The 901-nt window shown below is 32.0% G+C and carries 1 protein-coding gene; it reads right to left on the bottom strand.

Features of this window, described 5'->3' with window-relative positions; all coding sequences use genetic code 11:
• Positions 1-901, bottom strand: a 901-nt coding sequence (locus CQA53_RS12850) for a DUF5675 family protein (protein WP_245945919.1), incomplete at both ends; no start/stop codon positions are given.

The raw sequence follows: 901 nt of genomic DNA, 5'->3' as shown, positions 1-901 counted from the left end.
TCATCTCATCTACGATGAAATGAGCTACATCGATAGCTTCAAATCCTAATTGGATAAAATTATATTTATTGAGAGTTTGACTATTATCATAGGCAATAAGTAAGATAGCTTTATCTTTTTCATAATCCTTGCTATGCTCATCGTGACTTAATGTGTATATAAATTCATTGCTTGGTTGGGGGTAATTATGAAGTGTGATAGAATCTAGCTTTCTCTTTCCTGCTACAATAGCATTAATCACTTCTTTGCTCTCTACAATCTTCTTTATAGATGAGGGATTATTTGCTTTTATTTTAAAGTAGGTTATGTAAGTTGATTTTTTTATATCATCAATATTATCAAACTTTGAAACTTTCTCTAAGATTTGGATTTGATATTTATCTCTTGCCACCACTCTCTCACTCTTTGCTATTCTTCCAAAGTTATTTCTTATGATAAAGGTTATATTTGGGATTTTTAAGCCTATGCCATCATCTTTAGTTGTATTTAAAAAGGTATTTTTGATAGTTTCATCTTGGATAAGAAAGTTTAATAGCTTTTGAGCCATAGGTGAGCTGCACTTACCTTGTATGCCTGTGGGAATATTGCTTTTATTTAATTGCATTGTATCTCCAAACAATAAACAGCCTTCAGTATCCTTTGAGGTATTGCCTTGATGCAACATTATAGCTCTTTGGGCAGATATATATTTATTATTAAGATTAAGTAGTGGTTTTGTATTTCCAATTTGTTTTGTCTTGACAAGTTTTTTGAACTCTCCACTGGGCGTTACTGACACTTTGCTATATCTCCAATTTACATTATACCTCCCCTCTGGGATTCTAAGCTCTAAGTTTGGTGTAATACAATCATATCCACTTCGCTCTAAGAAGTAATGATTTTCCCATTGTGTTAAGTCTCT

Origin of the sequence: Helicobacter didelphidarum (assembly GCF_003364195.1) — a bacterium.
Taxonomy (GTDB): domain Bacteria; phylum Campylobacterota; class Campylobacteria; order Campylobacterales; family Helicobacteraceae; genus Helicobacter_A; species Helicobacter_A didelphidarum.
Note: the sequence above shows the minus strand (reverse complement) of the source record. Positions and strands in the feature narration are given on the sequence as shown.